The organism is Anaerobranca gottschalkii DSM 13577, assembly GCF_900111575.1.
GTDB lineage: Bacteria > Bacillota > Proteinivoracia > Proteinivoracales > Proteinivoracaceae > Anaerobranca > Anaerobranca gottschalkii.
The window spans coordinates 1-7,003 of record NZ_FOIF01000080.1; the positions used below are offsets into that span (position 1 = coordinate 1).

The window sequence follows — 7,003 nt, forward strand, 5'->3', positions numbered from 1 at the left end:
TTTTGGGGACATGAAAGAAAATGATAAATTTAGACGTTTTAACCATCGATCAACTGAAAAAGTTTATAAAGAACTTATGCTTTATTTATTTGGTCGAAACATCAACAAATATCACAAATTTATAACAGGTCAAATAAAAGAATTTGAAGGAAAAACTTCAGAAGTAGCAGCTTAAAAATAAATCCACCAATAAAATTAGCTACTTTTATTTGTCATGCCCAAAATTAATATTTCTTTAATAAAAAAAGAACTCAATAGTTATGGTTAACTTCTAAAAAGTCCCACAACTAGCGAGTTCTTTTTATTCATGAGCTAAAATTGTAAAATTAGCTATTTCCCGACAAGCCCCTTAAAAAGCTGGTAAAACACTACCTTTATATTTTTCTAAAATAAAATCTCTAACTTCTTGAGAGTTTAACACTTCAGCGATGATCTTAACCCTTTCATCATTTTCCATACCCTCTTTAACTACTAAAATATTGGCATAAGGATTACCGATAACTTCTTCGATAAACAATCCATCTTTAACTGGATTTAAATTGGCTAATAAAGCATAATTGGTATTGATTATACCTATCTCTAAATCTGGGAGCATATTAGCTATAAGGGCAGCATCTAATTCTACAATTTCAATATTCAAAGGATTTTCCACTATATCTCCTACTGTACCCCTTACTCCAACACCATCTGCCAATTTAATAATTCCAGCACTTTCAAGCAAGGCTAAAGCCCTTCCTAAGTTTGTCACATCATTAGGGACCCCTACTTTTCCCCCTTGAAATTCCTTTAAATCTGTAATTTTCTTTGAATATATTGCCATAGGTTCTAAATGTACTGGTACGACAGGGACGAGTTTTGTACCATTATCTTGGTTAAATCTTGTTAAATAAGGTAAGTGTTGAAAATAATTAGCATCTATATCTCCATCGTGAAGATTTAAGTTGGGTTGTACATAATCATTGTAAGGTATTATTTTTATATTAACACCTTTTTCAGCAAGGATAGGTTTAATAAATTCGAGAATTTCAGAATGGGGAACTTGAGTAGCTCCAATTTTAAATTGGTCTTCCTTAGAAGTTGAACAACCAGTAGATACAAGGATTAATATAACTAAAATTGAAAGTAAAACTTTTTTCACAAAAATCCCTCCAATATCTTAATTTATTTTAGTTTTATCGAATTTATTGGCTAGATAATTTCCTGTATGTTGTACTATTTGTACCAATACAACTAGAATCAATACAGTGCTATATAAAATAGTGGTATTTCTACCTTGATACCCATATCTTATTGCTAAATCACCTAACCCTTTGCCACCAACCAATCCAGCCATAGCGGAATAACTGATAAGGTTAACGGTAGTTATGGTAATCCCCCTAATTAATGCTGACCTCCCCTCCCTTAAAATTATCTTAAATAGGACATAGGATTTACTTCCTCCCATAGCTAATCCTGCTTCTACCACTCCCCAAGGCACCTCTTTTAAAGCCGTTTCAGTTACCCTTGCTACAAAAGGCGTAGCAGCTAGTGTTAAAGGTACTATGGATGCAGTTGTACCTATTGCTGTCCCAACAATTAATCTAGTTAAAGGAATAATGGCTACCAATAAAATAATAAAAGGGACTGATCTTAAAATATTGATAATAAAAGATAAACTATTTTTTAAATAGGGATTTTCTAAAATATGACCTTCATCTGTAACTACTAAAATTAAACCTAATGGTATTCCAGCTAAGCTGGCAAAAAATACTGAAACAAAGACCATATACAAAGTTTGTAATGTAGCCTCTAATAATATATCCACCATTTACAAGACCTCCACCATCACTTCATTTTCTTTTAAGTACTCTAGAAATTGCCCTTGAAGCCCTTCTTCACCCTTTAGTTCAACCAGTAGTCTACCAAATTTTTTGCTATTAATATCTTCTATAGAACCCTTTAAAATGTTTAATTCTACCCCTTGAACTTTCCTTAACCCTCTACTAATTATAGGTTGAGTAGCTTCTTCCCCTTTAAATTGTAGGTTCAAGTATTTAACTCCATTACTTACATATAATTCTTTTTGCTCAACAAAAGGATCCTCTAATAAAAGTTCTTTTGTAGCATCACTTTGGGGGTTAGTAAAAACTTCAAAAACTTCTCCCTTTTCTACTAACTCTCCCCCACTGATCACTGCCACTTTATGACACAAATTTTTTATAACACCCATATCGTGGGTAATTATTACTGTTGTTAAACTAAACTTTTGGTTTATTTCCTTTAACAAATTTAAAATAGATTTTGTTGTTACTGGGTCTAAAGCCGATGTTGGTTCATCACAAAGGAGAATTTTGGGATTATTTGCTAAAGCTCTGGCAATACCTACCCGTTGCTTTTGTCCTCCACTTAGTTGGCTTGGATAACTTTCAGCCTTTTCCTCTAATCCCACAAGTTTTAATAAATCCATCACCCTATCTTTTCTATCCTTTTTTTTCGCTATTTTAAGGGGAAGTTCCACATTTTCATAAACAGTTAATGAAGACAATAAATTAAAGTTTTGAAAAATCATTCCTATTTCTCTTCTTATTTCTCTAAGCTCCTTTTCTTTAAATTTCACTATATTTTTTCCATCAATCTCTACTGTTCCTGAATCTGGTGGTTCTAATAAATTTAAAGTTCTAATTAATGTACTTTTGCCTGCACCACTTAAACCGATAATCCCATAAATCTCCCCTTTTTCGACCTTTAGGTTAATATTTTTTAATGCCTGAATCCGCTCTTTACCATTGGGGTAAGTTTTATTTAAGTTTTTAACTTCCAACACAATTAACCACTCTCCATCTAAAAAAATAATTAAAAATGCCCCTTTCTTAACAGAAAGAGGCACGCAGGAAAAAGCGTATCCTCTTATCTGTCAGACAATTGTTGTCTGCAGGAATTGGCACCGCTGACCTTTCCATGTTTAAAATGGAAAGCGGGTTGCCGGGCTTCATTGGGCCAGTCCCTCCACCTCTCTGGATAAGAGTGCTTTAATATTCAATTTTTACTTTTAATACTTTACCATGATAAAGATAAATTGTCAATAAGGAAATTAAATTTTTATCTTCTATATATAAAAATATTTCCTGATTGGATCATCCTTTGCAGTTTTTTTATGGCATATTCTTTATACTTTTTCCGTGTTATGGGAAATAGTAGGCTAAATCCCAAAGCATCGGTTAGTAAACCAGGGGTTAATAAAAAAGCTCCTCCTATTAAAATAAATAAACCATCTAACAAATTGTGGGCAGGCATTTGTCCCGATGATAAAGCAAATAGGGTATCTTTTAATACCTTTAACCCTTGGTATTTAGCTAAAATTACCCCTAAAAATCCTGTAAGGGCGACAATTAAAACAGTAGTACCTCCCCCAATGTATTCTGCTACCCTAAATAAAAGGTATAGTTCTACTAACGGAACTAAGGTGAACAGTAAAATTAATTTTGCCATTTTTTCACCACCTCGACTTTATAAAAAATGCTGGGTACACAATTCCCCAGCATTTTCTTTTTATTTTACTGTAGCATGACCTCTGTATACTAAACCCCTTTGAGGATCAACTGTTACTTCTTCTCCATCTTTTAACAATGATGTAGCACCACTGGCTCCTACAACAACTGGGATACCTTTAGAAAGTCCTACAATTGCCGTTGTAGATGTAAGTCCAGCTTCTTCAGCGACAATAGCTTTAATTCCTTCTAAATTAGGCACTAAATCACTGTCAGTAGCGTTTGTCACTAAAATATCTCCTTGACCTTTTTTATTAATTAATTCTTTTGCAGTTTTAGCTACAATAACTTTTCCTTGAACAGAATTATTACCAATTCCTGTTCCTTTTACAATTACATCTCCCACAACATGAACTTTTAGAAGATTAGTAGTTCCAGCAATACCAACAGGTACTCCAGCAGTTATAACAACTAAGTCTCCGTCTTTAATATAACCCTGTTCTAGTGAAGTTCTAATAGCTTCTGCTATCATATCATCAGTGTTATCTGTTTGCTGGCCTAATACAGGGAATACTCCCCAAGATAAAACTAATTTTCTTACAACCCTTTCATCGGGAGTTACTGCAATAATTGGGCATTTTGGTCTATACTTGGATACCATTTTAGCAGTAAACCCTGATTGGGTAGAAGTGATTATTGCGGAAGCTCCTAAACTTTGGGCAGTATTACATGTTGCACTACTGATAGAATCTGTAATAGAAGCTTTAGGAGTAAAAGTCTTTTTACCTAAAATCTCTTCATATCTTACAGCTTGTTCTGCCCTTTCAGCAATTTGTGCCATTGTTTTTACTGCTTCTTCAGGGTACTTACCAGCTGCCGTTTCCCCTGAAAGCATAATAGCATCGGTTCCATCAAAAATAGCATTAGCAACGTCACTAGCTTCTGCCCTAGTTGGTCTTGGATTTCTAATCATAGAATCAAGCATTTGGGTTGCAGTGATTACAGGTTTACCAGCTTTATTACATTTTTCTATCATTAATTTTTGAGCTAATGGCACTTCTTCAACGGGAATTTCTACACCTAAATCTCCCCTTGCAACCATTAAACCATCACTTACTTTTAGTATTTCATCTAGATTATCTAATCCTTCTTGGTTTTCAATTTTAGAAATAATATGGATATCACTATTGTTTTCTTCTAAAACCCTACGAATAGCTAAAACATCGGAAGCTTTTCTGATGAAAGAAGCGGCGATAAAGTCAACTCCCTGTTCAATTCCAAACTTAATATCATTTAAGTCTTTTTCAGACATTGCTGGTAGAGAAACGGAAACTCCAGGAACATTTACCCCTTTTTTATCACTTAAAGGACCGCCATTTAATACTTTACATTTAATATCTGTATTAGTAGTTTCTAGAACTTCTAAAGCAATTAAACCGTCATCTAATAAAATACGATCACCTTTCTTTACATCTTTAGGTAGCCCTTCGTATGTAATAGCTACTTTAGTTTGGTCACCTAAAATATCTTCTGTTGTTAAAGTGAAGATATCTCCTTCATTTAATTGGATTTTTCCTTGGGCAAATTTCTTAACCCTTATTTCAGGTCCTTTTGTATCTAATAAAATTGCGACGTTTTTATTTAATTCCTTTGCTACTTGACGTATAGTAGCAATTCTCTTCCCATGTTCTTCATAATCGCCATGGGAAAAATTTAACCTTGCAACATTCATACCAGCTAAAATTAGTTTTTTCAACATTTCTGGTGATTCACTGGCAGGCCCAATTGTGCATACAATCTTTGTTCTTCTCATAATTTTCCTCCTTAAATTGAAAGTACTTTTGCTAATTCATACATCTCTTTGTCAAGGGTATGTTTTTGTTTTAAAGCTTCATCAATATCTGTGGCTACAATTTTATTGTTAACAATCCCCACCATTTTTCCACCTTCATTAGCCATTAACAAATCTACAGCTTTAGCAGCTAAACGGCTGGCTAGAATTCTATCAAAGGATGTTGGTGATCCTCCCCTTTGAATATGCCCTAAAACGATAACCCTAGTATCAAAGCCAGTTCTTTCTTCAATTATTTTACCTATTTCAAAGCCACTGGCAACACCTTCAGCTACCACAATGATACTGTGGAGTTTACCCCTTTTTTGACCTTGTAAAAGTCTATGGATTACCACATCTAAGTTAGTCTCAATTTCTGGGATTAAAATAGATTCTGCTCCACCAGCTAAACCCGCTGCCAAAGCGATATCTCCTGCATCACGGCCCATTACTTCTACAACAAAGGTTCTTTCATGGGATGTAGCAGTATCTCTTATTTTGTTAATAGCATCAATGGCAGTATTAACTGCAGTATCAAAACCAATACAATAATCTGTGCATGGAATGTCATTATCAATGGTTCCTGGAATACCAATGGTAGGAATCCCTAGATTAGATAAGGCTTTAGCGCCCATAAAAGAACCATCTCCACCAATTACAATGATTCCATCGATTCCTTTGGCCTTTAAAAGTTCCGCTGCTTCTTGCTGAACTTTAGGATTTTTGAATTCTGGGCATCTAGCAGTTCTTAAAATTGTTCCTCCTCTGTGAATAATATCTGCCACTGAACTCAATTCCATTCGCTCAAATTCTCCACTTATCAAACCAGCATATCCTCTTTTAATTCCGTAAACCTCTAAACCGTGGAAAATACCTTTTCTAACCACTGCTCTAACAGCAGCATTCATACCTGGTGCATCGCCACCACTGGTCATTACTGCTATCCTTTTCATTATTCTTACCTCCTTATCCCCTGGACATTTTTTGTCCCATAGGGACTAAAATGTTTCTTTTTATATTTTAGCATTTATATTAAGAAGTTCAAGTACTTTTAGATAATATGTGATAAAAATTCCACCACATCTGGCGCTTCAGAGCTAGGAACCAAAATCTCAACTTGCCCTTTCTTATTTTTTGATAATTCCCTCAGTTGAACCATGAACCCTTCTTGGGAAAGCTTATCCTTTATTTTCTCTGCTAATATCTCATCTTTAGCTATATATACTACTTTCCACACTGCAATATTTCCACCTTTCATCTTTCATTATTTTTTACTATTATCTTTTATTATAAACCTATTACTTATTTTACTATAACCTTTTAATACTTCACTACTTTATTTTATCTTTTCCAAGATGGCTTGTTAATATCTCTCCTTTTTCTGATAGTGTCAACTTTTTATAGGATATTTATAAATTGATGACCACTCTATTTTGGTTTATAAATTAAATGTTCCATTATGCATATCTTTCAAACATTTAAACATTGGTATGACTTTACCTTTGCTTAATATAGGTACATTATTTAATAGTTCACGTGCCTTGGTATAGGTATTTTTGATCTTTAGGACAATATTTTTTTCCAGGCTATAGCTTTTCTTTGCTTCTGATTTTAAATGTTTAAGTGTAATTTTGCCACCACTACTTAAATATGCTCGTAACTCAGCCATTGCCCGCAGTCCTTCACGACTCCAACCCATTGGTCG

At 34.0% G+C, this 7,003-nt stretch carries 7 protein-coding genes, 1 pseudogene and 1 riboswitch; all 8 genes and pseudogenes read right to left on the minus strand.

The annotated features are described in order from the left end of the window. Positions 1–349 precede the first annotated feature (349 nt). A complete protein-coding gene (locus BMX60_RS11260) occupies positions 350–1,138 on the minus strand; it encodes a MetQ/NlpA family ABC transporter substrate-binding protein (RefSeq protein WP_091351539.1) in 789 nt (262 codons plus the stop codon). A gap of 18 nt (positions 1,139–1,156) precedes the next feature. After that, complete coding sequence (locus BMX60_RS11265) at positions 1,157–1,807, minus strand: methionine ABC transporter permease (protein WP_091351540.1); 651 nt, start codon at positions 1,805–1,807, stop codon at positions 1,157–1,159. Next, positions 1,808–2,803 (minus strand): methionine ABC transporter ATP-binding protein, encoded by a 996-nt coding sequence (locus BMX60_RS11270; RefSeq protein WP_091351545.1) that lies wholly within the window; start codon positions 2,801–2,803, stop codon positions 1,808–1,810. An 80-nt stretch (positions 2,804–2,883) separates the two neighbouring features. Beyond that, a riboswitch (SAM riboswitch) is annotated at positions 2,884–3,004 on the minus strand. Between the two features lie 74 nt (positions 3,005–3,078). Next, a complete protein-coding gene (locus BMX60_RS11275) occupies positions 3,079–3,468 on the minus strand; it encodes an FxsA family protein (RefSeq protein WP_091351541.1) in 390 nt (129 codons plus the stop codon). A 60-nt stretch (positions 3,469–3,528) separates the two neighbouring features. After that, positions 3,529–5,280 (minus strand): pyruvate kinase, encoded by a 1,752-nt coding sequence (gene pyk / locus BMX60_RS11280; RefSeq protein ID WP_091351542.1) that lies wholly within the window; start codon positions 5,278–5,280, stop codon positions 3,529–3,531. 11 nt (positions 5,281–5,291) lie between these two features. Beyond that, positions 5,292–6,251: a 6-phosphofructokinase gene (pfkA, locus tag BMX60_RS11285; protein ID WP_091351543.1), complete on the minus strand. Its 960-nt coding sequence runs from the start codon at positions 6,249–6,251 to the stop codon at positions 5,292–5,294. 98 nt (positions 6,252–6,349) lie between these two features. Beyond that, on the minus strand, positions 6,350–6,535 hold the full coding sequence (locus BMX60_RS11290) for a hypothetical protein (protein ID WP_091351544.1): 186 nt from the start codon (positions 6,533–6,535) through the stop codon (positions 6,350–6,352). A gap of 201 nt (positions 6,536–6,736) precedes the next feature. After that, positions 6,737–7,003 (minus strand): annotated as a pseudogene (locus BMX60_RS11295) (UPF0236 family protein); the annotation flags it as partial.